Source organism: Ensifer sp. Root127 (assembly GCF_001425225.1).
In the GTDB taxonomy this organism is placed as follows: domain Bacteria; phylum Pseudomonadota; class Alphaproteobacteria; order Rhizobiales; family Rhizobiaceae; genus Ensifer; species Ensifer canadensis.
Window position 1 is genome coordinate 1,077,870 of sequence record NZ_LMDX01000001.1, and the last position, 23,887, is coordinate 1,101,756.

A 23,887-nucleotide genomic window follows, 5' to 3' on the forward strand; every position below is an offset into this window, starting at 1 on the left:
CCCGAATCATTCGTATCTGCCGGGCTTAGACCACGTTTCTGCAACAACATAGTGACATGAAAACGGAGCACAACCCCCCGCTCGGGCGTTGATACCGTTACGACTTGAGCGCTTACCGTATCTCGAGAAGGCGGCTTATTTCAGCCATCAACCACTGCGGATCCGCCGGCTTGGGCAGTACGACGTCGGCGCCGGCCGCGACAAGTCTGTCCCTGATCTCCAGCCGTGCATCGGACGTCAGCACGATCACCGGAAGGCGCCGGCCCGGCCGCATCGCTTCGTTCTCCCGCAGGCGTTTCAGCATCGAAAATCCGTCGCCGCCCGGCATGTTGAGATCGGTGACGACCAGTTCCGGCATCGCCTGGACCTGATCGCCGGTCCCGGAGAGGATCTGATCGACGGCGCCAAAATCCGTCACCAGCCGGACCGTCTGTCCGGCGCGCTCCAGCACCGTGCGCACGATCAGCGCATTGACCGGATCGTCCTCCGCCAAAAGGATGCAGCGCGGGCTCTGCCTGGCGGGCGCAATTGTCGGTTCCTCGCGAAGGATCGGCCGGTTGTCGTTGATGGCATCGCGCTTCTCGATACCCTTCAACCGTCCGAGCAGGACTTCGACCAGCGACTTCTCGCGCAACGGGCGGATCAGCCAAGCCTCGTAACCGTCCATCTGATCGACAGGGTGATTGTTGCGCTCCTCCGGGTTGATCAGGTAGGTCCGGCGCACGTCGAGGCGCGCGACGGCCGGCTGCAAGGCGAGAATCTGCTTGAACTGACCGGCGTGGCGGTGATCGACGATGATATCGGTCAATGGCGCGCCGCCGGAAAGAACATCCGAGATGACGTTCTGGGCGGCGGCCAGCGTCGTTGCCCGATGGCAACGCCCGCCGAGCGTGGCGATGGTGGCAGAGAGTGCCGCGGATGCTGGCCCATCCGGCGCCATCACCAGGACATGCGATTGGGCGAGCCTCTGGCGCCGCTCCGGCGCTACCCGCTCGACTTCGGCGAGTGGCAGGCGGATCTCGAAGCGGCTGCCGCGGCCGGACGCGCTCGACGCTGTCAGGCTGCCGCCGCAGGCCTGCATGATCCGGCGCGAGATCGCCAGTCCGAGCCCCGTACCCTTGGCGCGCTGCTCGTGATTGCCGGCCTGTTCGAACTCTTCAAAGATGCGTTTCAGTTCGTCGCCCGACATGCCGGGACCGGTGTCGTCGATGAGGATTTGCACGCAATCCTCGACGATGTCGGCACTGACAAAAACACCGCCGACCTCCGTGAACTTCACAGCATTGCCGATGACATTGAACAGCACCTGGCGCAGGCGGGCTGCATCGAACTCCATCAGCGCCGGCACGTCGGCCGTCACGGTAGCCCCGATCTCGATGCCCTTTTCATGCGCGCGGTTGGAAAGCATCTCGACGACGCTCTCGATCACGCCGCGCGGATCCTGTCGCGAGGGCCGGAACTGGAAACGCCCTGAAGACAGCGACGAGAAATCGATCAGGTCCTCGACGAGCTGTACCAGGGCATGGCCGGACTGCTGCATGCCGGCAAGATAGTTCTTCTGCTCGCTCGACAGCCGGGTCTGGCCGAGCAGATGGCTCATGCCGAGGATGCCGGACAGCGGCGTGCGGATTTCATGGCTGACGGTTGCAAGCAGCCGCGATTTCGCCTGGCTCGCGTCCTCGGCGCGGCGGCGCGCGTCTTCACGTTCACGTGTAGCACGGGCTTCCTCCGTCACATCGCGCGCGATGCTGTGGCGCATCAGCCGACCGTTCGCCGGATCCCGGGCGATGACATCGTGCCAATCGTAGAGGCGCAGCCCTTCGGATGCGGCAATCAGCACGAGGTAGTGATTGGGTTCGATCTTCGGTTCGAAGTTCAGGCCGATGGCGGCACAAGTCAGCCCCCTGGCATCATCGATGCCGCAGGCGCGATGAAAGGCGGCATTGGCATGGACGATCTTGCCATCCATGCCGCGCATGATCGCCAGATCTCCGAGCGCATCGTGGATGGTCGAAAGCAGCGCCGAAGTTTCCTGGCGATCCCAGTCGCCATCGTGCCTTGCCTCCACGCACTGTCTATCGCTGTCGGCGGCCCTGATGCCATCGGCGATCAGGAGCAACACGCCCGCAAGGCCGGCCGCCGCAACCGCCGCGGAAAACAGATAAAGACCGGCGGCGATACCGAGCGCAAGCACGAGGCCAGAGGCGATGACCCCCAAAGATGCCAGCGAAAGACGACGCAGGGAGTAGGCCGATGCCACGGGCTTCGACACCGATCCGATGCCGTCCGCCCTGCCGGCAGCGGACATCGCACCGCTGGTTCGGGCTTGTGCACCGAAACCGGATTCGATCTGCTCTAGCAATCGTGACGGCTCGCTCATGCCATTCAGCTAACACGGCAAGCGTTCCGAATGGCTTCAGCGCATCGATAAAATCTTAGCGGTTTGCCTTTTTCGCCTGCAGCAGCTCGTCGAGAATGATCGCGCCGGCGCCAACGGTGATGAAACTGTCGGCCAGGTTGAAGACCGCGAAAGACCACGTCTGCGTATGGAAGAGGATGTAGTCGATGACGTAGCCGAAGATCAGCCGGTCGACGAGGTTGCCGAGCGCACCGGCAATGATCAAGGCGTAGCCGAAATGCGCGAAGAACCTGTCCTTCGGCGTGCGCCGCCACAGCCACAGAACGAAGGCAACGACGACAAGGCGCATGCCGACGATGAACCAGCCTTCCATGCCCGACAGCATCGAGAAGGCGACGCCGTAATTGTAGGTGCGGTAGAGCGCCAGCATCGGCACGACCGGAACCGCCTCATTGAACGGCAGATAGGATTCGACCAGATATTTGATCAGCTGGTCGGCGGCGAGCGCGAGGGCGATGAAGACCGCGATCGGGAGCGGCCGCGAAAACAATACCTGCTTTTCGCTCATGCGCCGGCATCCAGCGCCAGCAGATGACGTCGCGCCTCAAACAGCATGATGCCGGTGGCGATCGCCAGGTTGAGGGAATCGGCACGCCCCGCCTGCGGAATGCGGGCCAGCGCTCCGGCCTCACGGGCAAGCTCTTCCGGAAGGCCAGCCTGTTCGTTGCCCATCAGCAACACGACCGGTTTCGACTTGTAGTCGATCGTCCGGTAGTCGACCGAACCGGCCAGATGCGTGGCGACGACCTTTACACCGGCCTGCTTCTGCCATTTGACGAAGTCATCGGCGCTGGCGCGCACGACCGGCATGGCGAAGACCGAGCCCATCGTCGCCCGCACCGTCTCGAGCGAGAACGGATCGGTCGTTTCCCCGACGAGAATGATGCCGGAGGCACCGGCCGCATCGGCCGTGCGGATAATCGTGCCGAGATTACCCGGATCGCGAACACGGTCGAGCGCCACATAGGTTTCGCCGAGCTGCGGGCGGATCTCCTTCAGCGCCCGGTAGCGCTGCTCGAAGATGCCGACGACCATCTGCGGATTGTCGCGCCGGGTGATCGTCGAGAGCACCTTTTCGCTGACCTCGAGCACCAGACCGCCCCGGGCAAAGGTCTTTGCTGCGACCTGTTCCACATGCGGCTTGCCCTTGGCCGCCTTGGCGTAGATCAGCGTCTTGATCTTCCAGCCGAGATCGAGCGCATCGATCACCAGTTTCAAGCCTTCGGCCATGAAGGACCGTGTCTCGTCGCGGTGCTTCTTCTGCGCCAGCAACTTGATGTCCTTGATAATAGGATTGGTGAGGCTGGTGACTTCCTTCACCTGTCCGACGCGGCCTGCGCCGTGTTCGCTTCTGTCATTGCTCATTACGGCACCCAGCGGCTGAAGAGAGAAGTCGAAAGCGCCCGTCCCGGCTCGTGGCCGTCAAGGCCGCCTTCGCGGATGATGAGTTCGCCCGATTCCACCCGGCCGCCGCGGCCGCGCATCGTCTCGCGCATCAGTTCATGGATCGAGTAGAAGCTGGCGCGGATCGAATAGGCGGTCAGCACTAGGCCGCGCGCTTCGGGCGACAGGATTTCGCGGCAGATGTCGAGCATCGCAGCCAGGTGGTCGAAAAGCTGCCAGACCTCGCCGTTCGGACCGCGGCCGAACTTTGGCGGGTCGGTCAGGATGATGTCATAGCGGCTGCCGCGACGTTCCTCGCGCTGAATGAACTTCATCGCGTCGTCGCAGATCCAGCGGATCGGCAGCTTTTCGGCGCGCGCCAGCGCCTGGTTTTCCCGGGCCCAGCCAATCGCCTTCTTCGAGGCGTCGACATGGGTGACCTCGGCACCGGCCTTGGCGGCGATCAGCGAGGCGACCCCGGTATAACCGAACAGGTTGAGGACCTTCAGGGGGCGGCGGGCCGCCTCTACCTGGTCCTTCACCCAGCTCCAGTGGGCGAGCTGCTCGGGAAACACGCCGACATGGCGGAAGGACGTGAAGCGGCCATGGAATTCGGTGCCGAGAAGCTGCATCGGCCAGGTCTCGCCAAGAACGGCGCCGGGAAAGCGCCAGCGGCCCATGCCGTCCTCGTCGGTGTCGCCGGTGAAGATTGCGTCGGCATTCTCCCATACACTGGCGGGCAGGGTACGCGGCCAAAGCGCCTGCGCCTCGGGGCGCACGATGCGATAGGGTCCGTACTGCTCAAGCTTTTCGCCGGCGCCGCTGTCGATCAGATGATAGCCGGAAACACCCGACGTTTCGAGAATGAGCGGCACCTGTTCGCCCGGCTTGTCGCCGGTGCGCCGTGGGATGACGCGCGCCGGTGCCTCGTTTTCGGGCTGTGCCCGCGGAGGCCGCTCGCGCGGCTCTGCAACTTTCGCCGTTGCCTGGATGGTGGCCCGTTCTTTGAAATCGCCCGACTTGGCAAACGGTGGACGCTTCTTTTCATGGCGGCCACCGCCACGCGCCTCGGCACCACGGCCCTTCGCCGTCGTCACGGAGGCATTCTTCGACCGCCGGTCCTTTTCCTTCACGCTGAGATCCCTGGGCTTTGTTTTGTCACGAGGCGCTACCCTCCCGGATATCGGATGTAAACGGGCCTGCACCATGAGGTATGCCGCCGCACCCCGGATTTCGAGGCGAAGCTTTTTCTGTTGGTGCAAATAGCACCGCTCATGCTCTTGGCAAAGCCGTTTCCGATTTGCCAAGATCGGTGCGGAAGCGACACTTGCATAATTCCACCGTCCGGCATCAACTTACGGACAGGATTGTAAAGCGAATTCAAAAGATTACATCAACCTCGCGCGTCCTTGTCGACGCACGGCACCGTCAGTGGGAGGAAAGCGCATGGACATGACCGGCGAAGAACGCATCTCGGCACCGCGCGATGCCGTGTGGCGCGGCCTCAACGATCCGGAAATCCTCAAGCGTTGCATCCCGGGCTGTCAGTCGATCGAGATGAAATCTCCGACCGAGCTTTCGGCCGTCGTCAAGATCAAGATCGGGCCGGTCTCGGCCTCCTTTACCGGCGACGTCATCCTGTCGAACCTCAACCCGCCCGAAAGCTACACGATCTCCGGTGAGGGAAAGGGCGGCATTGCCGGTTTTGCCAAGGGTGGCGCGGATGTGACCCTGGTCGACGACGGTGCGGAGACGCTGCTGCGCTACGACGTCAAGGCGCAGATCGGCGGAAAGCTAGCGCAGCTCGGATCCCGGCTGGTCGATTCGACCGCCAAGAAGCTGGCGCAGCAGTTCTTCACGGATTTCGGCGCAGCGATCGGCGGCCCGGCGGAAGCGGCCGGCTGAAGGGCATGGCCGCCCTGCCATTCAGTTCTGCGGGGCGGCGAGTGTCGCCTGGGTGGCCAGCTTCTCTGCCTGGCTGCGGTGCTTTTCGGCTTCGCGATGCCATTTCAGCGCCTCGGTCGCTTCATTGCGCGCACGCCGACGGTACTTGCCCTGGCTAAACCAGGTCGCGGCGGCACCCAGAATCAACCCGACGACGACGGCAAGAAACAGGAAAACAAAGAACGGCGCGCTCACGGACAGCACGCTGTCTTCGGGCCGGAACGGATTGAGGGCCAGCGTGACGCTCTGGCGATTGGCGACGCTGAGCACGATCAGAATGACGCCGACCGGGATGAGAACGATGATGTTGACCAGTTTCTTGAGCATTCAGCCGCTCCAGTTTTCCGGATCATCGACAGGCCTTGGCAGCGATGGCGACAATCCGGACTCATGACGATCGGGCGGGATGATCAGTCTTCATCGTCCCCGTTCATGCCCGGGTTCAGCCGCTCGCGCAGCTCCTTGCCGGTCTTGAAGAACGGCACCCACTTTTCCTCGACAAAAACCGAATCGCCGGTGCGCGGATTGCGACCGGAGCGCGACGGCCGGTTCTTGACGGAGAAAGCACCGAAACCGCGCAGTTCGACACGGTTTCCGGCAGCCAGCGCATCTGTGATCTCATCGAGCACCGCGTTGACGATGTTTTCGACGTCGCGGTGATAGAGATGCGGATTGCGAGCTGCAACAATCTGCACCAGTTCTGACTTGATCACTGTCGCCCCCTTAAATTCTTGTTTGTTTTGCTTTTTCGGTCTGCATTGTGATTGCCGCAAGAATATGGCCGACGCTCACTTGGCGCGGGCGGCCATGTTACGGATCAGGCTGGGCATATGCTGCCATCCTCATTGAGCATCAACCTGCCAAACCGAAACAAGACCGTCAAGAAACAACTTGTCACCCCCGATTTTTTCGAGACCCCTCATGGCCGGAAAAGCGTCATATCCCAACATCTTGACCCACTCCGAGACGGCCGATCCGAGGCCGAAAGGCAGAGTCCGGCGCGGCGCATCCCAATCAACCAGAGGAAGGTCCTTCGACACCTTCCTGTCGGCCAGGAAGGTGCGGACTTCGTCATCGCCGCCAAGCTTGTCGACGAGCTTCAGGCCCAGCGCCTGGCGGCCGGTGAAAATCCGCCCGTCGGCCAGCAGAAGCGCCTCGTCGCGCGACAGCTTGCGACGCTCTGCCACCATATCGACGAACCAGCCATAGCTGTCATCGATCATCGCCTGGATCATTGCCTTGGCTTCATCGCTCGCGGGATGGAAGGGGGACGGCTCGGCCTTCAGCGGCCGCGACTTGATCGATTCCAGCGAGACGCCAAGCTTGTCCATCAGCTCCTTGACCTGGGGATACTGGAAGATGACGCCGATCGAGCCGGTGATCGAGCTTTCGCCGGCGATAATCGTATCGCCGGCAAGCGCGATCATGTAGCCGGCGGAGGCGGCTAGCGTGCGAATATCGGAAACCACCGGCTTCTTGGCGGCGACCTTGCGGATCGCCTTGTAGATGACCTCGCCGCCATAGGTGGTGCCGCCGGGCGACGATATGGTGACCACCAGTGCCTTGACCGAATCGTTGTCCTCGATCCGTTGAAGCCGCTCCAGCAATTCGCGATCGTCCTGGATCAATCCCGAAATCGTCACACGGGCAACATGATCGCGGGCACGCCCTGCGGTCTCCGCCCAGCCCGACCAGAACAGAATGACCAATGCCACGACGGCGAGCAGGCCGGCGACGATCCAGCGCCAGAAACTCAGCTTCCTGCGCAGGCTGCGGCGATCGGCGATGGCTAGTTCATCCATGTGGGTTTCTCCCGAATTTGTTGGCGCAGCTTCTGTCAGTTTCCGATGGAACATGCTATCTGCGCGGCAGGTGGCATATTCAATAGACGCGGTCGGTCACGGTTAAAAGCCGTGCCCGCCGTTTTCCTGTCTTCACGAAGTTTTTTGCGGCGCCATTGTGCAGCTGCAAAAAGTATCCATATTTGCGACGACTTACACGAATGTATGTAAAATGCGGTTCTCGACGATCCGCGGGAAAGCAACGGAACCAACAGGTCTTCACATGTTAGATCATGCGCCAGCCCCCGGCTTCTTTGCCGATTCGGGTGCGAGCTCGTCGGACGCCTACGCGCTCGCGGCGCGGCATTCGGCGCGCGTCCGGCGTCTGAAGATCATCCTGCCTGTCGTCGCCGGCATCATCGCGGCGATCTTTGCCGCCATTTCCTTCGTGCGCGCCTTCATGCCGGTCGATCTGCAGCTCGACAGTGCAACGATCGAGGATGGCAAGATCGTCATGCAGAACCCTGCGATTGCCGGGCGCAACAAGCAGGGCATCAGCTATTCGATGAAGGCGCAGCGCGCGCTGCAGGATATCGTCAATCCCGATATCATCACGCTGCAGACGATCCATGCCGAAATGCCGGTGAACGAAAAGCTGATCGCCACGGTGGACGCGACCAACGGCATCTACGACCGCGGGGCCAACACGCTCGACATGAACGCCCCGTTCACGATTACAATGAATAATGGCGTCAACGCCGATTTCCAATCGGCCTATCTGGACATCAATGCCGGCGAAATGGAAACAAAACAACCGATTGCGATCAGCATGAAGGGCGGTTCGATCATTGCGCAGCGGCTGCGAATGACGGATAAGGGACGCATAGTAACATTCGAGGGCATGGTGAGGGTCAATCTCGAACCCGCCGCCATCCGCAAGAACACGAATTAGGATCTGGTGCATCCATGTCGGTTTTACCCGCTACTTTTTTCAGGATTTCAGCCAGCCTGGCCGTTGCCGGCATCGGCGCATTGATGATCGTTTCAGGCGCGTCAGCCCAGGCCACATCGAGCAAGATGAAGGGCCTCGAATTGTCGAACGACAAGCCGATCCAGATCGAAAGCGACAAGCTTGAAATCAAGGACCCAGAAAGCAAGGCGATCTTTACCGGGAACGTCAAGGTCGTGCAGGGCACAACGACGCTTCAGGCCGGGAGCATGACGGTCTTCTACAAGTCCGGCGCAGGCTCGGTCTCGAGCGGCGACGCCGACATCGAGCGGATCGAAGTCAGCCAGCGCGTCTTCCTCAGCTCCGGCACCCAGCAGGCAACCGCTGACAGCGGCGAGTTCAACATGACCAAGCAGACCTTCGTATTGAAGGGCGAGAAGGTCGTTCTGTCGGAAGGCAAGAACGTGTTCGTCGGCTGCCAATTGAATGTGCAGATGAACACGGGCGAAGCGCAGCTCGAAGCCTGTGGCGGTCGGGTGCAGATCCAGCTCGACCCGAAGTCACAGAAGAAGAACTGACGTAGACCCGCTCGTGCAACTCCCCTTCCTTCACAAGCGCAAGCGCGTCCGCAAACCGTCGGCGGCCACACCAGCCGCGACCGGTCACGCGGTCGACAAGGCGCGTTATGACGGCACACTGATCGCGCGTGGCCTGACAAAGTCCTATCGCGAGCGGCGCGTGGTCAATGGTGTGTCGCTGGTCGTTCGCCGCGGGGAGGCAGTCGGTCTCCTCGGCCCGAACGGTGCCGGCAAGACCACATGCTTCTACATGATCACCGGCCTCGTGCCTGTCGACGAAGGCTCGATTGAGATCAATGGCAACGACGTGACGACGATGCCGATGTATCGCCGCGCCCGCCTCGGCGTCGGCTACCTGCCGCAGGAAGCCTCGATCTTTCGCGGCCTGACGGTCGAGGACAACATCCGCGCCGTTCTCGAAGTGCACGATAAGAACCTGGAGCGCCGCGAGAGCAAGCTCAACGACCTGCTCGGCGAGTTCAACATCACGCATCTGCGCAAGTCGCCGGCGATCGCCCTTTCCGGCGGCGAGCGGCGACGTCTCGAAATTGCCCGAGCGCTTGCCACCGACCCGACCTTCATGCTGCTCGACGAGCCCTTTGCCGGCGTCGACCCGATTTCCGTCGCCGACATCCAGGCGCTGGTGCGACACCTGACGTCGCGCGGTATCGGCGTACTCATCACCGACCATAATGTGCGCGAGACCCTTGGCCTGATCGACCGGGCCTACATCATCCATGCCGGCGAAGTGCTGACCCACGGCCGCGCCAACGATATCGTCACCAATCCGGACGTGCGCCGGCTCTATCTCGGCGATAATTTCAGCCTCTGATGCGATCCGCGGGCGAATCCGGCATCTCGCCCCGCGGTCGCGCTTGACCAAACCCCTGCAATAAGCAATTTTTGGGCCAATTGAAAAACCGGCCCGCCAACGATGCGACCGGTGGAGATTTCATCGGGAGTTTCACGTCCGCATGGCATTGTCGGCCAGCCTTCATCTGCGCCAGTCACAGTCGCTGGTCATGACCCCGCAGCTGATGCAATCGATTCAGCTGCTGCAGATGACGCATCTGGAACTCAACCACTTCATCGCGCAGGAAGTCGAAAAGAATCCGCTGCTCGAGCTTCACGGCGGTGACGACGAGTTCGGTGGAAGCTCCGAGCACGGCAGCCGCGAAGAAGCGGGGCAGGCATCCGGTGAAGACTTCGGCGGAACGGATGAGGCATCCGGCCAGCGCGATCTCTACGACAATGCCACGGCAACCGATGGGGCGCGGCTCAATGAACAGCTCGATGCGGATTTCGGCAATGTCTACCAGGACGACACGGCGCCGCAACGCGCCGACGCGCCGGAACTGCTCGGCCAGTGGAAATCGATGCCCGGCAGCGGCGAAGGAGGCGACTACGATTTCGACGACTTCGTGGCCGGCGCCAAGAGCCTGCGCGAGACGCTTCTGGAGCAATTGCCCTTTGCGTTGTCCGTCCCATCCGACCGGCTGATTGCCCAGCACCTGATCGACCAGCTCGACGAGGCAGGCTATCTTCAGGCTGATCTGCAGGAGGTCGCCGAACGCCTCGGCGCATCCGGCGCCGACGTCACCCGCGTCCTCCTCACGCTGCAGCAGTTCGACCCGCCAGGTGTCTTCGCACGCACACTCAGCGAATGCCTCGCCATTCAGCTGCGCCTTCGCGATCGCCTCGATCCGGCGATGGAAGCCCTCATCGCCAACCTAGAGCTTCTGGCGCGGCGCGATTTTGCCAGCTTGAAGAAAATCTGCGGCGTCGATGAGGAAGACCTGATCGATATGCTCGCCGAAATCCGCAAGCTCGACCCGAAACCGGGAACGAGCTTCGAGACCAGCGTTAGCGAGGCGATCGTTCCCGATATCGTCGTGCGGGCGGCACCCGACGGAACCTGGCTGATCGAACTCAACCCGGACGCCCTGCCGCGCGTCCTCGTCAACCAAGCCTACTACACCACGGTGTCGCGCGGCACCGAGAAGAACAGCGCGGACCAGGCCTTTCTCAATGAATGCCTGCAGACCGCCAACTGGCTGACCCGCAGCCTCGATCAGCGCGCCAGGACGATCATGAAGGTCGCCACCGAGATCGTTCGCCAGCAGGACGCGTTCCTCGTCCATGGCGTCGGGCATCTGCGACCGCTCAACCTGAAAACCGTCGCCGATGCGATCAAGATGCACGAGTCGACGGTAAGCCGCGTCACCTCGAACAAGTACATGCTGACGCCGCGTGGGCTGTTCGAGCTGAAGTATTTCTTCACCGTCTCCATCGGTTCGGCCGAGGGCGGCGACAGCCATTCGGCTGAGTCCGTGCGTCACCGCATCCGCATGATGATCCAGCAGGAAGTCGCCGATGCGGTGCTTTCCGACGACGATATCGTCGACAGCCTCAAGCAGGCCGGCGTCGACATCGCGCGACGCACGGTGGCGAAATATCGCGAAGCGATGAACATCCCCTCCTCCGTGCAGCGACGGCGCGAAAAGCGGGCGCTGGCCAAGGTATCGGGCTTCTAAAGCAGGTCGCGCAACAGTTTTTCAGCGGTTTTGCGACGACGACATGCGAAAGAAAAAGAGCCTAAAGCGACGACGCAAGGTTAAAGCGTATTAACTTTTTTGCGACCTTCAATTGACTCTCCGCGACGCAGGGGATATGAGCCCGCCGCAATTGCCGAGGACACGGTCTTCCTCAGGCGGCCGGCACGACCGGTAGGTGCGACAGAGAGGCTCCCGCAAGCGTGAAAGGCTTGGATGACGAGAGCGCTTGGAATAGACTGGCTACGCAAATCACGAAATAGAGAGGAAACTCCATGAGTGTGCGTGTATCCGGTAAACAGATGGAAATCGGCGATTCGTTCCGCGCCCGCATTGGCGATCAGATCGAGCAGGCCGTTACCAAATATTTCGACGGAGGATATTCAAGCCAGGTCACTGTGGAAAAGTCTGGACCGCGCTTTAGCGCCGACTGCAAGCTTCATCTCGATACGGGCGTGGTTATGCAGGCGAATGGACAGGCCAATGACCCTCAGGCTGCCTTTGACGCAGCGTCGGAGCGCATCGAAAAGCGCCTACGTCGCTACAAGCGCAAGCTCAAGGACCACCACAACGGTAATGGTCAAGGTACCGAGGTGGCATACACAGTGATGGACTCGGTGCCATTCGAGGATGACGAAGTCCCCGAGGATTACGCACCGACGATCGTCGCCGAAAGCTCGAAACACCTGAGGACGATGTCTGTCGCCAGCGCCGTGATGGCGCTCGACATGACGGATGAACCCGTCCTCATGTTCCGCACTCCCGGCAAGGCAGAGTTGAATATCGTCTACAGACGCAACGACGGAAATATTGGCTGGATTGACGCCGCCAATATCAAGGGATGAGTGGAAAAAGGGAGTGCCGGTGCGCCGGCGCTCCCGCCACTTGGATCAGCGGACAGGCCGGAAAATACGACTTTTCTGTGCATGGCACCCGCCAAGACAAAGATGGTTAGAGCCATTGCGACGCATTTATGATGATGTTGTCCGGCTCTAACCGGCGAACGAGGACAAAAGAATGGCATTGGCAGGCTTACTGCACCAAAATGCGATCATCCCGGCCATGAGGGCCAACTCGAAAAAACAGCTCCTTCAGGAATTGGCGGCTAAAGCGGCAAAGATCACCGGCCTTCCGGAACGCGAAATCTTCGATGTCATCCTGCAGCGTGAACGGCTGGGCTCCACGGGCGTCGGCAACGGCATTGCTATCCCGCACGGCAAGCTCAACAACCTGCCGTCGATCATCGGGATCTTTGCGCGGCTGGACACGCCGGTCGATTTCGAAGCGCTCGACGACCAGCCTGTCGACCTCGTCTTCCTGCTCCTGGCGCCCGAAGGCGCCGGCGCCGACCATCTCAAGGCATTGTCGCGCATCGCCCGCGTACTGCGCGACCACGACATGGTGGCGAAGATCCGATCGAGCGATTCCGCCAGCGCGATCTACACGCTGCTCAACGAGGACACGACCTCGCACGCCGCCTGAGCCACGGCCCGGACCGGCCGTCAGTAAAGCTGACGGCGGTTCAAATGATCAATGAAAATTCGAAACAGTGCGCCCTGGCTCGAAATACCGAGCCGGCGATAAATGTTCTTGCGGTGAATGCGGACGGTTCCTTCGGCGATGTTCATCGTCTTGCCGATCGACAGGTTGCTGTGCCCGCGCAGGATCAGGCGGACGATGTTGCGTTGCTGCCGGGTCAGGCGGTCGGCGCAGAGGCTGTCGAAAGCGGTTTCGATCGCGTCGTCGGGCCGAGGCGTCGCCGCCACGGCATGGCTTTGCTGGCGCCAGTTCGAACGCACGGCCTCTCGCACGATCGGCTCGTAGACCCGCAAGCGCTCCAGTTCCTCGTCGCTGAACGGCGTGCCGCCGCGGCCGCGCATCAGCGAATAGGTGGCCTGCACGCTGTCATCGAGCGGAATGACGAAGCCAATCTCTTCGACCAGAACCCCGCTTTCCATCGAGATGCAGGGATGCACCTCGGCCGAGCTTGAAAACTCCGAATGGAAGAACCGGTCAGGCGCAAGTTCGCGCATGCGCCATAGCCCCTGCGGCTGGCCGGAGCTGCAGGCAACATAGAACGGGTCAAGCAGATAGGCGCCGCCGAGATAGGCAGAAAGCGCGCTGGCGGACACCTTGGCGGTGTAGCCGTCATGCAGCACGATCGGTCTGTTATCATAGGGATAGGCGAAGGCAACCGAGAGATCGAAGCTTGCGACCGAGCGCAGCATGCGATCGAGCGCGCCGCCGAAATCCTGTGTTCCGATCAATCCGATCATGGCCGAAATATCGGCCGACTCCCGAGCCAGCATCCGCGTCGAACTCTCCCCTACCCCCGTATCCCGCATGGGATATCGACAGCCCCCTCTTCGTCAACAATAATTCATCCCACGAGGGACCAAGATCGTAGCACGTGTTTAGCCGCGACGCTTGAGCACAGGGGGACACGATGGCAGGCAGACTTTCCGGAAAAGTGGCTTTGATCAGTGGTGGCGCCGGTGGCTGCGGGCTTGCCGCATCCGAACTCTTTGCCCGCGAAGGGGCCAAGGTCGGCATCGTCGATCTGCCACGCAGCAAGGGCGAAGAGGTTGCCGCCGCCATCCGCGCAAACGGCGGCGATGCGATCTTCGCGCCGGCCGACGTCTCGATTTCTGCGCAGGTGAGCTCGGCCGTCAAGGCGGTCGAAGCAGCCTTCGGCGCGATCACCGTTCTCTTCAACCATGCCGGCATCCTGGCGGTCGGGCCCTTTCTGGAGACGGAAGAGGACGAATGGGACCGGCTGATGGCCGTCAACGTGCGCAGCATGTTCCTGATGACCAAGGCGGTGCTTCCAGGGATGCTCGCCGCCGGCGGCGGCAGCATCGTCTGCACCTCGTCGATCTCGGCCGTGGCGGCGACGCCGATGGAAGTGCTCTACGACACGACGAAGGGCGCCTGCCACATGTTCGCCCGTGCCATCGCGGTTGAGTTCCGCGACCGCGGCATCCGCTGCAACGCCGTCTGCCCCGGCTTCATCGCCACCGATCACGGCAAGCGCGAACTGGTGGGCCTCAGTAAATACGGCGTCGATGTCTCGGAAGCGGCGATCGCTGCCCAGCAGGGGCGGATGTGCGACCCGAAAGAGGTCGCCAATGCCGCGCTGTTTCTGGCCAGCGACGAGGCAAGCTTCGTCAACGGCACGCATCTGTTCGTCGACAATTGCTTCACAGCGGTCTGAGAGAGGGGAAAGATATGCTTCAGACGGGCGGCCACTGGCGCAACTGGGTCGGAAACCAATCCTGCATCGTGCGCCAGCGCGGTGCACCCGAGAGCGAGGCGGCGCTCGCCGAAATGGTCCGCGAGGCGACGTCGCAAGGGCTCAATGTGCGCTGCGCCGGCTCCGGCCATTCCTTCACGCCGGTGGCGCTGACCAGCGGGCTCCACCTGACGCTTGCCAACATGCAGGGCGTGGTCGCCATCGACCAGGCGCGCAAACGCGTCTCGGTCCGGGCGGGAACGACGATCAACCAATTGGGCAAGGTATTGAAGTCGAACGGCCTCTCGCTGATCAACCAGGGCGACATCGACAGCCAGGCGCTGGCTGGGGCGCTCACCACCGGCACCCACGGCACGGGAGCAGCACTTGGCAACATGGCCTCGCAGATCGTCGGCATGCGGCTCGTTGAGCCCGACGGCAGCATTCTCGTCGTCGACGAGACGACGCCGGACCTGCTGGAGGCGGCCCGCGTCTCGATCGGCATGCTCGGCGTGATCTCCGAGATCACGCTGCAGGCGATGGACAGCTACAACCTGCATGAAAAGCTCTGGCGCTGCACATTCGACGAGATGATCGAGCAGCACGACGAACTCGCCGCCAAGCATCGGCACTTCGGCTTCTTCTGGTGCCCGGTTTCCGAAAGCCGGCATTGCTATTGCCTGCCGGATACCGCGTCGGTTTCGACGACGGACAAGACGTCCGACGTCTGCGAGATGAAGGTGATCGACATCACCGACCGGCCGCCGATGGAGCAGGGGTTCGAGAAGATCGCCTATTCCTCGGAGATCTATCCGATCGAGTATGTGCCGAACTTCCACGAACTTGAATATGCGGTGCCCATCGCCCACGGCAAGGAGGCTGTAAAAGCTGTGCGCAAGCTGATGCTGGAAAAGCACCCGACCTGCATCTACCCGATCGAATACCGCTTCACCGCAGGCGACACCGGCTGGATCAGCCCGTTCTACGAGCAGGATTCGATCACGCTTTCCGTCTCGGGCGAGCCGGGCACGGACTATTGGGAGTATCTCAAAGACGTCGATACGATCCTGCGCCAATACGGCTCGCGGCCGCATTGGGGGAAGCTGCATTTCCTCGGCGCGGAGGACGTGACTGCGCTCTATCCACGATCCGGCGATTTCCGGGCATTACGGGCGAAAGTCGACCCGGAGGGCCGTTTCCTCAACGATCACCTGCGGCAGTTGTTCGGTTGATATGATTGCCGAAAACAAGAAACGCCGCGCATCCGAGTGGACGCGCGGCGTTGAAATGGATCAGACCGCAGCTCAGGCCGCCGGGCTGTCGCCTTCCGTAGCTGCCGCCTTCGGGCCGCCCTTGGATACGCCGACCATGGCCGGGCGCAGCACGCGGTCGCCGATGGTGTAGCCGGCCTGAACGACCTGCAGCACCGTGTTGTTCGGCACGTCGGCGTTCGGGATTTCGAACATTGCCTGGTGGAAGTTCGGGTCGAACTTCTGGCCTTCCGGCTCAAGCTTCTTCACGCCGTGACGTTCCAGCGCCGACAGCATGGCGCGCTCGGTCATCTCGACACCTTCGATGAGGGCAGTAAGGCCCGCTTCTCCGGCTTCCTTCGCTTCAGCCGGGATGGCATCGAGCGCACGGCGCAGATTGTCGGAGACGGCGAGCATGTCGCGGGCAAAACCAGCAACGGAATAGGACTTGGCATCCTTGACGTCGCGTTCGGTGCGGCGGCGCAGGTTGTCCATTTCGGCGGCGAGCCTTAGATACTTGTCGCGCAGGTCGTTGTTCTCAGCCCTTGCAAGCTCCAGCGGATCGGGCTCGGCAACCGGCGCCGCTTCCACAACCTCGGGCGTATCGTTGACTGCCTCGTCGGTCGCGGCAGCTTCGTGTCCGTGCTTGTTTGTTTCGTCGGTCATGACGTTCTCCGGTGTTCGTCTGTCTTGTCTTCCGCATTCCGACGCCCGCGCGCAACGATGGCCGCATGGCGTAAAATGCCCAGTGACTGGATTTGATGCCGATATCGAGGTTTAGGGCCGAAAAATCAAGGGTTCAATGCTGCCTGTGGCCAAAAGCGCCTGATCAGCGCGAAAGCCGCGACATCAACTGCGCGGTATAATCGACCATCGGCACGATGCGCGAATAGTTGAGCCGCGTCGGACCGATGACGCCGACGGCGCCGACGATGCGATCTTCACTGTCGCGATAGGGCGCAACGATCAGCGACGAACCGGACAATGAAAACAACTTGTTCTCCGAACCGATGAAGATCCTGACACCCGGGCCGCTCTCTGCGAGGTCAAGCAGCTCGATCAGGCTGTCCTTCTTTTCCAGGTCGTCGAAGAGCATGCGCAGGCGGTCGATATCCTCGGTTCCCTCCAGGCCCTCGAGCAGGTTGGCCCGGCCGCGAACGATCAGCCGTGCCGGCTTTTCATCGCCCTCGTTGCCCGACCAGATCGCCAGTCCACGCTCGACCAGTTCCTGGGACAGGGCATCGAGTTCGCTGCGCACGGTCTGCTTGACGGTTTCGAGCTGCGAGCGCACCTCGCCGATCGTCTGGCCGGCGAGATGGGCATTCAAGAAGTTCGCTGCTTCCGTCAGTTGCGAGCTCGTCACGCCGGCGGGAAGCTCGATGATGCGGTTTTCGACCTGGTCATGCTCGCCGACGAGCACGGCCAGCGCCTTGGTGGGCGCCAGCCGGATGAATTCGACATGCTTGAGCACCGGATCGTTCTTGGCGGTGATCACGAGGCCGGCGCCGCGCGACATGCCCGACAGCATCTGGCTTGCCTCTGCCAGCAGCGTATCGACCGGCTGGGCATGGTCGCTCAACCGCACGTGCCGATCGATCGAAGCACGATCTTCTGGGGAGAGATTGCCGACCTGCATGAAGGCGTCGACGAAGAAACGCAGGCCCGTCTGCGTCGGCAGGCGGCCGGCGCTGATGTGCGGCGAATAGATCAGCCCGAGATCTTCGAGGTCGCTCATCACATTGCGCACGGACGCCGGCGACAGCGACATCGGCAGCAACCGCGAAAGGTTGCGTGAGCCGAGAGGCTCTCCGCTGTTCAAATAGGTTTCGACGATGCGACGGAAGATTTCACCGGAACGCTCGTCCAGCGCCGCCGCGATATCGGTCACTCCGGGATTGCGCAGTACCATGTCGCTCCATGTTCGCAGGCCAATCCTGCCGCCGGAAATATAGTGATCCCCGCGCCCGATAGCAAAAGGGAAAAATCGCCCCGATCCCCGGCTGTCCACCGGTTCCCTTTGGCTGCGCCATGCTCTAGAAGGCTCACCAGATACGATAGGAGTTTGATGATGCGGCCATCCGGCAGAAAAATCGACCAAATGCGCAAGGTTTCGTTCGAGCGCAATTTCTCCAAGCACGCGGAAGGCTCCTGTCTGGTGCGATTCGGCGATACGCACGTGCTGTGCACAGCCAGCCTTGAGGAAAAGGTTCCGGCCTGGCTGCGCAACGGCGGCAAGGGTTGGGTGACGGCCGAATACGGCATGCTGCCGCGCGCCACCGGCGAGCGCATGCGTCGCGAAGCCTCGAGCGGCAAGCAGAGCGGCCGCACCCAGGAAATCCAGCGCTTGATCGGCCGGTCGCTGCGCGCCGTCGTCGATCTGCCCGCACTCGGCGAACGCCAGATCTCGATCGACTGCGACGTCATCCAGGCTGATGGCGGCACGCGCACGGCCTCGATCACCGGCGCCTGGGTGGCGCTGCATGACTGCCTGAAGTGGATGGAAGCCCGCAACATGGTGAAGGTCGAGAAGGTCCTGAAGGACCATGTCGCCGCCATATCCTGTGGCATCTTCGCCAACCAGTCGATCATCGACCTCGACTACCTCGAAGATTCCGCCGCCGAGACCGACGCGAATTTCGTCATGACCGGCACCGGCGGCATTGTCGAGATCCAGGGCACGGCCGAAGGCAAACCCTTCAGCGAAGCGGAATTCGCAAGCCTGCTCGGACTGGCAAAGACCGGCATTGCCGAGCTTGTCGCACTGCAGAAGCAGGCGATCGCCGGCTGACGAGAAGGACGGAGACGATGGCCCCGGCGCTGGATGGCATTCTTGAGACTGCGCTCTATGCGTCGGATCTCGACGCCGCCGAGGCCTTCTACAGCGGTGTGCTGGGGCTGGAGAAGATTACACGGCGGGAGAACCGACATGTGTTCTTTCGCTGTGGCTCGGGCGTTCTGCTGATTTTCAATCCTGCGGAAACGGTCAAACCGCCTTCGCCGGATGCGGCCCTGCCGGTGCCGCCGCACGGCACCACCGGCCAGGGCCACATGTGCTTCCGCGTTTCCGCGTCGGCACTCGACGCCTGGAGGGCCAAGCTGGAAACGGCGGGTGTCACGATCGAAGCCGATGTTGTCTGGCCGAACGGCACGCGCTCCTTCTACTTCCGCGATCCGGCCGGCAACAGCCTCGAATGCGCGGAACCGGGCCTCTGGTCCATCGAATGAACCGCGGCCTTCGCGCCGCATCTTTTAAGAGACGACACATCATGCGCACACTGGATGACAAGACGCTCATCGTCGCCAGCCACAATGCCGGCAAGATCCGCGAGATCCGCGACCTGATCGGGCCGCTCGGCTTCGAGGCCAAGTCGGCAGCCGACCTCGACTTCGTCGAACCGGATGAGACCGGCACGACCTTCGAGGAAAACGCGACGATCAAGGCGCTCGCCTCGGCCAAGGCCTCGGGCCTGCCGGCGCTTTCGGACGATTCCGGCCTGGCGATCGACGCACTTGATGGCGCACCTGGCGTCTACACCGCCAACTGGGCCGAACGCGAAGACGGCAGCCGCGATTTCGCCATGGCGATGGAAAAGGTCGAAAAGGCGCTGCAGGGCAAGGGCGCAAGTGCGCCTGAAAAACGCACGGCCCGTTTCGTCTCGGTGCTTTGCCTTGCCTGGCCAGACGGCCATGTCGAACTTTTCCGCGGCGAGGTCGAGGGCCATGTCGTGTGGCCGCCGCGCGGCGACCAGGGTTTTGGCTACGATCCGGTCTTTCAGCCGAAGGGTTACGACACTACATTCGGCGAGATGAGCGCGGACGAGAAACACGGCTGGAAGCCGGGCGATGCTGAAGCGCTGTCGCACCGTGCCCGCGCCTTCAAGATCTTCGCCGAAACCTGCCTTGGAGCGGGCTGAGGAAACGTGTATGCGGTTTTCCGCAACATCCCGCTCCAATTTGTTAGAAGCGATCGCAGTCATGACTTCGGGTCGATCGGCCCAAGGTCAACGTGATCTACCGCATGAGAGACGCAACGATGCAGACGGCCACGCTATCGGCACTCGGTGACGGCATGGATCCCGGTTTCGGGATCTATGTGCACTGGCCGTTCTGCGCGGCCAAATGCCCCTATTGCGACTTCAACAGCCACGTGCGCCACCAGCCGATCGACCAGCCGCGTTTCGTCGCCGCTTTCCTCAAGGAAATGGCGGAGGCGCGTGAGCTTTCCGGTCCACGCACCGTCACCAGCATCTTCATCGGCGGCGGCACGCCGTCGTTGATGGATCCGGCAACGGTCGACGCTATCCTCTCGGGCATCGCCCGCGAATGGCATGTGCCCGATGGCATCGAGATCACCATGGAGGCGAACCCTTCGAGTGTCGAGGCGACGCGCTTCCACGGCTATCGCGCGGCCGGCGTCAACCGTGTCTCGCTCGGCGTGCAGGCGCTGAACGACCGGGACCTCAAATTTCTCGGCCGGCTGCACAATGTCGAAGACGCGCTGAAAGCGATCCGGCTGGCGCGCGAGATCTTCCCGCGCATGTCCTTCGACCTGATCTATGCCCGCCCCAACCAGACGGTCGAGGAATGGGAACGCGAGCTCAAGGAGGCCGTCTCCTATGCCGTCGACCACCTGTCGCTCTACCAGCTGACGATCGAGGAGGGCACGCCCTTCTTCGGCCTGCACAAGGCCGGCAAGCTGATCGTTCCTGATGGTGAGCAATCGGCGGTCCTCTACGAGGCGACCCAGGACATCACGGCGGCGATCGGCATGCCCGCCTACGAGGTCTCCAACCATGCCCGCCCTGGTGCCGAGAGCCGGCACAACCTCACCTACTGGCGCTATGGCGACTATGCCGGCGTCGGGCCTGGTGCCCATGGCCGCCTCAGCGTCGGCGGCGCCAAGCTGGCGACGGCGACCGAGCGCAAGCCGGAGGAATGGCTGCGGCTGGTCGAAACCTACGGCCACGGCATGGTCGAGCGCGAAGTGCTCGACCTCGAGGCCCAGTCCGACGAATTGTTACTGATGGGCCTGCGCCTCAAGGAAGGCGTCGATCTCGCCCGCTGGCAGACGCTGTCCGGCCGCGATCCCGATCCAGACCGCGAGCAGTTCCTGATCGACCACGGGTTCATCGAGCGGCTGGGAAATTCCCGCCTGCGCTGCACGCCTTCCGGCATGTTGATTCTCGACGCCGTCGTCGCCGACCTCGCCTGCTAGCGCTTTTCCAGGAAAAGTGCGAAGCGGTTTTCCGTCAGGAAATGCGTAGAGCAAGGAAATATCGCGTCTCGATGCCACCGTCTGAGACGCAAATGTTTTAGCGGCCGCCCTGCCTGCATCCAACGCAAGGAAACCGAAGGCTCAATCGTGGGTCTCGCCGGAGAGCGGCGTCGCGCGCATCGATGGTCGTTCCTCGAAGGCATCGAACCAGACGCTCAGCTTCGTCCGGTCACGGAACGACGGCAGGTCACGGAACGCCATCCAGGACAGGGTCGTGGCGAGCGCGATGTGGCCGATATCAAGCGGCGCGTCGACATCGAGCGTCTGCTCCAGCCAGTCATAGGTCTGCTCGATCTTTTCGGCATAGCCGTCGGCGAGCGCCGGATAGCGCAAGGCTTCCGGGCGTCGCTCCGTTTCCCAACGCAACCCGATCCCCGCCTGCGCCAGCCCTTGCGCCACGGCCTGCAATCTCAGGGCATGCCAGCGCGCCTCGCCGCTTTCGGGGATGAGCTTGCGGCTATCATGCAGCGTATCGAAATAGGCGCAGATGACGTCGGAATCGAAGATCGCCGCATCCTCGGGGCGCAAGAGAACCGGCACCTTGCCGAGTGGATTTTCGGCATGGACCTCTTCATTGCGCAGCGTCGGGCTGGTCTCGTGGTGGATCACCTCCAGTCGCTCAGCGATGCCGACCTCGTGGGCGAAGACGAGTGCCTTGCGGGCGAAAGGGGAATGGGTCTGGTAATAGAGGATCATCGTGCCTCGCGGGTGTTGGAAGGAAATTATCCGGTCCCGCGAAGATGTATTGCATCGGACAAGAGAAAGGCGCTCTGTTTCGGAGCGCCCTTTGCAAGTTTGTTTCGTCGTTCAAGATTTGAACGGATCGCCCTTCTCGGCATTGAGGGCGATACCCTTGGCTACCAGCCGCGCCACCTGGGCGCCGTCGACCTCGCCGGTCGCTTTCACCTTGATGAAGGCCATGTCGCCCTTGCCGCCGCCCTTGGCCAGTCGTGGGTCGAGATCGAGCATATCGGCGCCGCGCCAGAAGCCGAGCGTCACATAGTCCTTGGCAGCCTTGATCAGGCAGACCGGTCCGCCGGCCTCATAGATCGGATGGCCCCATTTCACGCTGTCCCTGGTGCCGCCGGCGGCAAGAATGGCACCGTGCAACTCTTTCGCCACGGCAGCCGGCGTACCGGAAAGGCCTGCAATGTAGTCGCTAACCGTTTTGCTCATCGCGAAATTCTCCTTAGGCTTGCTCGTTCTTGAACGGGATCAGCGCGCGCACGCGACGGTCTCGGAGCCACAGGCCAGCCCAGGCGATGACGCCGAGATAGAGCCCGAACAGCAGATGGGTGAAAAGAGGGCTATCCGCGCGCAGATGCGTCGCCATGGCACCGCCGAGATAACCGGTGAGCAGAATGGCGCCGAGGACCGACGTTCTCGGGATCGCATAGAGCAGCGCACACAGAAGCGTGAGTACGCCGAGCAGACGCGCAAGGCCAACATCGGCGGGATAGCCGAGCACCGCCAAAGTCTCAGTCACCACGTCCAGTGGCACGAGCTTGATCGCTCCGTCGAAGGCCAGGAACGCAACAACCAGACCGCTCAGCACGCGGCCGAGGATCACCATTTTTCCAGCCGGAGCCGTCATAACAAGAGCAGTGTTCATTCGGGGAGTTCTCCTCGTTTCCCGTTGTCACAAATCGTTCTTCAGTCTGTCTTCTTGGCCGGTCCGACGATGCCCCAGCGGATGCCAAAGGGGTCACGCAGCTGGCCATAGAGGTCGCCCCAGAAGGCGACCGCAAGCGGCATCGTCACTTCGGCGCCGGCGGCAACCGCGCGATCCCACCAGAATTGCGCGTCCTCGACCACCAGATGCAGCACGACGCCCTGCGGCGCGGCATAGGGCATGCCGTGTTCCGGGAAGGGATCGTTGAGCATCAATGCACCGCCATTGATCGTCAGATGGCAATGCATCAGCCGTTTACCGTCTTCGGCGAGCATCCGCCCGCCATCCGTTGCGGCGAAGGCGCGGACGTAGAAATCAGCGGTCGCGTACGCATCCTCGACGCAGAGGTAGGCGATCGGGCCTAGCATCGGTGGCGGCGCCGGCGCTTGCCCGTCGACCGTCGATTTCGGATTGAGATCGACGGCTGCCTTGAGGCTGCCATCCATGTAGAAAGGCACGGACTCGTGCTGGTGTGCGATCTTCCAGCCGGCAGCCATGCGCTTCAAACCGAGGGTCTGGCGGAACCAGACCGACATTTTCCCGGCATCGATCTTCTCGCCGGAAAGTTCGGTGAGCATACTGACGAATGCGACATCGCCGCTGACCGAGATATCGAGATCCCCGAAGCGATAGCCAAGCGGTCCACGCCAGGTGGAAAACCACTGTTCGAGCCCGCCCTCGCCGGCATCGGACGACTTCAGCGGCGGCGCCAGCGAAAAGAGGACACAATCAGGCGTCCCATGGCCGATGACGCGCTTGGCGTCCTTTACCCTCATGGCATCCGCCCAATCATCGATCACCGTACGGATTTCGGCGACGGCGGCACTCTTGTTGTCGATCACGGACATGGCG

Annotated in this window: 26 protein-coding genes and 1 pseudogene; 13 read left to right on the top strand and 14 right to left on the bottom strand. The window is 62.1% G+C overall.

Annotation, left to right across the window (positions count from 1 at the left end; all coding sequences use genetic code 11):
• Positions 1-112 precede the first annotated feature (112 nt).
• The 4 genes from ASD03_RS05040 to ASD03_RS05055 are packed head-to-tail and all read right to left on the bottom strand — an operon-like array spanning position 113 to position 4,935.
• Positions 113-2,380, bottom strand: coding sequence for an ATP-binding protein (locus ASD03_RS05040; protein ID WP_057212513.1), 2,268 nt, complete (start codon positions 2,378-2,380; stop codon positions 113-115).
• 55 nt (positions 2,381-2,435) lie between these two features.
• Entirely contained in the window at positions 2,436-2,927 is a 492-nt protein-coding gene (lspA, locus tag ASD03_RS05045) for a signal peptidase II (RefSeq protein ID WP_025425693.1), read from the bottom strand.
• Positions 2,924-3,784 (bottom strand): RNA methyltransferase, encoded by an 861-nt coding sequence (locus ASD03_RS05050; RefSeq protein ID WP_025425692.1) that lies wholly within the window; start codon positions 3,782-3,784, stop codon positions 2,924-2,926. Before ASD03_RS05050 ends, lspA begins: the two co-directional genes overlap by 4 nt.
• Complete coding sequence (locus ASD03_RS05055) at positions 3,784-4,935, bottom strand: class I SAM-dependent rRNA methyltransferase (protein ID WP_025425691.1); 1,152 nt, start codon at positions 4,933-4,935, stop codon at positions 3,784-3,786. The genes ASD03_RS05050 and ASD03_RS05055 overlap by 1 nt, the downstream gene beginning before the upstream one ends.
• Positions 4,936-5,248: 313 nt before the next feature.
• Between ASD03_RS05055 and ASD03_RS05060 the strand changes: the two genes are divergently transcribed.
• Positions 5,249-5,707, top strand: coding sequence for a carbon monoxide dehydrogenase subunit G (locus tag ASD03_RS05060; RefSeq protein WP_025425690.1), 459 nt, complete (start codon positions 5,249-5,251; stop codon positions 5,705-5,707).
• 21 nt (positions 5,708-5,728) lie between these two features.
• Here the strand turns inward: ASD03_RS05060 and ASD03_RS05065 are convergent, their stop codons facing one another.
• The 3 genes from ASD03_RS05065 to sppA form a co-directional block, all read right to left on the bottom strand.
• Positions 5,729-6,073, bottom strand: a complete 345-nt coding sequence (locus tag ASD03_RS05065; RefSeq protein WP_025425689.1) for a hypothetical protein — start codon at positions 6,071-6,073, stop codon at positions 5,729-5,731.
• An 83-nt stretch (positions 6,074-6,156) separates the two neighbouring features.
• Positions 6,157-6,459 carry an integration host factor subunit beta gene (locus tag ASD03_RS05070; protein WP_025425688.1) on the bottom strand — a complete coding sequence of 101 codons (303 nt, stop codon included), beginning with the start codon at positions 6,457-6,459 and terminating at the stop codon, positions 6,157-6,159.
• A gap of 129 nt (positions 6,460-6,588) precedes the next feature.
• Positions 6,589-7,548: a signal peptide peptidase SppA gene (sppA, locus tag ASD03_RS05075; RefSeq protein WP_025425687.1), complete on the bottom strand. Its 960-nt coding sequence runs from the start codon at positions 7,546-7,548 to the stop codon at positions 6,589-6,591.
• A 262-nt stretch (positions 7,549-7,810) separates the two neighbouring features.
• Between sppA and lptC the strand changes: the two genes are divergently transcribed.
• From lptC to ptsN, 6 genes are all read left to right on the top strand, one after another.
• Positions 7,811-8,479, top strand: a complete 669-nt coding sequence (gene lptC / locus ASD03_RS05080; protein ID WP_025425686.1) for an LPS export ABC transporter periplasmic protein LptC — start codon at positions 7,811-7,813, stop codon at positions 8,477-8,479.
• Between the two features lie 14 nt (positions 8,480-8,493).
• Positions 8,494-9,054: an LptA/OstA family protein gene (locus ASD03_RS05085; RefSeq protein WP_025425685.1), complete on the top strand. Its 561-nt coding sequence runs from the start codon at positions 8,494-8,496 to the stop codon at positions 9,052-9,054.
• Positions 9,055-9,067: 13 nt separating this feature from the next.
• Positions 9,068-9,886 carry an LPS export ABC transporter ATP-binding protein gene (gene lptB, locus ASD03_RS05090; RefSeq protein ID WP_025425684.1) on the top strand — a complete coding sequence of 273 codons (819 nt, stop codon included), beginning with the start codon at positions 9,068-9,070 and terminating at the stop codon, positions 9,884-9,886.
• Between the two features lie 142 nt (positions 9,887-10,028).
• Positions 10,029-11,588: an RNA polymerase factor sigma-54 gene (rpoN, locus tag ASD03_RS05095; protein ID WP_025425683.1), complete on the top strand. Its 1,560-nt coding sequence runs from the start codon at positions 10,029-10,031 to the stop codon at positions 11,586-11,588.
• 293 nt (positions 11,589-11,881) lie between these two features.
• The gene (gene raiA, locus ASD03_RS05100) at positions 11,882-12,451 is read left to right on the top strand and encodes a ribosome-associated translation inhibitor RaiA (protein WP_025425682.1); all 570 of its coding nucleotides are present in this window, start codon (positions 11,882-11,884) and stop codon (positions 12,449-12,451) included.
• A gap of 172 nt (positions 12,452-12,623) precedes the next feature.
• Positions 12,624-13,088 (top strand): PTS IIA-like nitrogen regulatory protein PtsN, encoded by a 465-nt coding sequence (ptsN, locus tag ASD03_RS05105; RefSeq protein ID WP_025425681.1) that lies wholly within the window; start codon positions 12,624-12,626, stop codon positions 13,086-13,088.
• Positions 13,089-13,108: 20 nt separating this feature from the next.
• On the opposite strand, the gene ASD03_RS05110 is transcribed toward ptsN, so the two are convergent.
• Positions 13,109-13,915 (bottom strand): helix-turn-helix transcriptional regulator, encoded by an 807-nt coding sequence (locus ASD03_RS05110; protein WP_025425680.1) that lies wholly within the window; start codon positions 13,913-13,915, stop codon positions 13,109-13,111.
• Positions 13,916-14,052: 137 nt separating this feature from the next.
• Here ASD03_RS05110 and ASD03_RS05115 point away from each other — a divergent pair, with 137 nt between their 5' ends.
• Complete coding sequence (locus ASD03_RS05115; protein WP_025425679.1) at positions 14,053-14,820, top strand: SDR family NAD(P)-dependent oxidoreductase; 768 nt, start codon at positions 14,053-14,055, stop codon at positions 14,818-14,820.
• A 14-nt stretch (positions 14,821-14,834) separates the two neighbouring features.
• Entirely contained in the window at positions 14,835-16,070 is a 1,236-nt protein-coding gene (locus tag ASD03_RS05120) for a D-arabinono-1,4-lactone oxidase (RefSeq protein ID WP_025425678.1), read from the top strand.
• Positions 16,071-16,142: 72 nt separating this feature from the next.
• Here the strand turns inward: ASD03_RS05120 and grpE are convergent.
• Together grpE and hrcA are read right to left on the bottom strand one after the other, a co-directional pair.
• Positions 16,143-16,763: pseudogene (gene grpE, locus ASD03_RS05125) on the bottom strand (nucleotide exchange factor GrpE); the annotation flags it as partial.
• 154 nt (positions 16,764-16,917) lie between these two features.
• The gene (gene hrcA / locus ASD03_RS05130) at positions 16,918-17,997 is read right to left on the bottom strand and encodes a heat-inducible transcriptional repressor HrcA (RefSeq protein WP_025425676.1); all 1,080 of its coding nucleotides are present in this window, start codon (positions 17,995-17,997) and stop codon (positions 16,918-16,920) included.
• A gap of 159 nt (positions 17,998-18,156) precedes the next feature.
• Here hrcA and rph point away from each other — a divergent pair, with 159 nt between their 5' ends.
• The 4 genes from rph (at position 18,157) to hemW (ending at position 21,303) form a co-directional block, all read left to right on the top strand.
• Positions 18,157-18,876, top strand: a complete 720-nt coding sequence (rph, locus tag ASD03_RS05135) for a ribonuclease PH (RefSeq protein ID WP_025425675.1) — start codon at positions 18,157-18,159, stop codon at positions 18,874-18,876.
• A 17-nt stretch (positions 18,877-18,893) separates the two neighbouring features.
• Positions 18,894-19,313, top strand: coding sequence for a VOC family protein (locus ASD03_RS05140; protein WP_025425674.1), 420 nt, complete (start codon positions 18,894-18,896; stop codon positions 19,311-19,313).
• 41 nt (positions 19,314-19,354) lie between these two features.
• Positions 19,355-20,002, top strand: coding sequence for an RdgB/HAM1 family non-canonical purine NTP pyrophosphatase (gene rdgB, locus ASD03_RS05145; protein WP_025425673.1), 648 nt, complete (start codon positions 19,355-19,357; stop codon positions 20,000-20,002).
• 119 nt (positions 20,003-20,121) lie between these two features.
• Positions 20,122-21,303, top strand: coding sequence for a radical SAM family heme chaperone HemW (hemW, locus tag ASD03_RS05150; RefSeq protein WP_025425672.1), 1,182 nt, complete (start codon positions 20,122-20,124; stop codon positions 21,301-21,303).
• A gap of 141 nt (positions 21,304-21,444) precedes the next feature.
• On the opposite strand, the gene ASD03_RS05155 is transcribed toward hemW, so the two are convergent.
• The 4 genes from ASD03_RS05155 to ASD03_RS05170 all read right to left on the bottom strand — a co-directional run bounded on the left by ASD03_RS05155 (position 21,445) and on the right by ASD03_RS05170 (position 23,883).
• A complete protein-coding gene (locus ASD03_RS05155; RefSeq protein ID WP_025425671.1) occupies positions 21,445-22,059 on the bottom strand; it encodes a glutathione S-transferase in 615 nt (204 codons plus the stop codon).
• A gap of 111 nt (positions 22,060-22,170) precedes the next feature.
• Positions 22,171-22,539, bottom strand: coding sequence for a DUF1801 domain-containing protein (locus ASD03_RS05160; RefSeq protein ID WP_025425670.1), 369 nt, complete (start codon positions 22,537-22,539; stop codon positions 22,171-22,173).
• A gap of 13 nt (positions 22,540-22,552) precedes the next feature.
• Positions 22,553-22,975: a DoxX family protein gene (locus ASD03_RS05165; protein ID WP_057212515.1), complete on the bottom strand. Its 423-nt coding sequence runs from the start codon at positions 22,973-22,975 to the stop codon at positions 22,553-22,555.
• Between the two features lie 41 nt (positions 22,976-23,016).
• On the bottom strand, positions 23,017-23,883 hold the full coding sequence (locus ASD03_RS05170; RefSeq protein ID WP_025425668.1) for a nuclear transport factor 2 family protein: 867 nt from the start codon (positions 23,881-23,883) through the stop codon (positions 23,017-23,019).
• Between the last annotated feature and the right edge of the window lie 4 nt (positions 23,884-23,887).